A 1,017-nucleotide genomic window follows, 5' to 3' on the forward strand; every position below is an offset into this window, starting at 1 on the left:
GCACTCCGAACAGGCGCAGCCCGCCGGGGACGCCGTGGTTGCGCCCAGTTGGGCGAAGGAGTCGCTGTTCGACTTCGACCTGGATGGCTCGGCGGAGCCGTCCGAATCATCCGAGTCGTCGCTGCCCGGGACATCGCTGCCCGGGACGTCGAAGAGCTCGTCCACGCCGGGACGGACAGCCGGGAAGGTGAAGGCGTCGGCGGTCGAACGGCTCCGACGGCTGGTGCCGCTGCGCAGCCTGGACGACTGGCTGACCTTTGCCGAGGCGTTGGTCGGCGCCAACGACATCGCCGCGGATTCGCTCGGCGCCCATTTCACCTCGCTCGCCGCCCTGGAGGAGTACGAGAACGGGCTGGAGGGCTGGATGGGGATGGACGGCGAGAACCGGCTGCCCGAACGCTTCCCGTGGCTCGGTGTGGTGCGGGAGATCGCCGACCGGCAGGGCTTCTTCCACTGGGAGCTGCACTTCGCCCAGGCCTTCGCGGGCGGCGGCTTCGACCTCCAGGTCGGCAACCCCCCCTGGGTCCGCCCCCGCTGGGAGGAGAACGTCGTCCTAGCCGAACGCGACCCCTGGTTCATGCTCACGGAGAAGCCCCCGGTCGAGACCGTGCGGGCGCGTAAGACAAGCCAGCTTGCGGATGCGGGTGCCTACGGTGAGTTCCTCCGCGAGCTGGCCTCCAACGTCGGCGTGGTGTCGATGCTCGGTTCGTCGGTAACGTACCCGCTCCTGGCCGGAACCCAGCCGGACCTCTACCGCGCCTTCATGTGCCGGGTATGGGATCACCAGAATTTGGTGGGCACGGCTGGCCTGATCCACCCGGATACCCACTTCGGCGGTACGCACGAAGGACGGTTGCGGTCGGTGGCGTACCGGCACCTGCGAGTACACGGAAGTTTCGTCAACGTGGCGAACTGGGCCTTCAGCGACGCGAGCCGAAACATCGAATTCGGCCTGCATGTCTATGGTCAACCTCGCGACATTCATTTTCGGCACGTCAGTAGTCTGTATGGTGCGAA

Annotated in this window: 1 pseudogene; it reads left to right on the top strand. The window is 66.9% G+C overall.

Annotation, left to right across the window (positions count from 1 at the left end):
• Nucleotides 1-1,017: pseudogene (locus tag U9977_RS22840) on the top strand (class I SAM-dependent DNA methyltransferase); the annotation flags it as partial.

The sequence above is a fragment of the Protofrankia sp. Cas8 genome, assembly GCF_963555845.1.
In the GTDB taxonomy this organism is placed as follows: Bacteria; Actinomycetota; Actinomycetes; order Frankiales; family Frankiaceae; genus Protofrankia.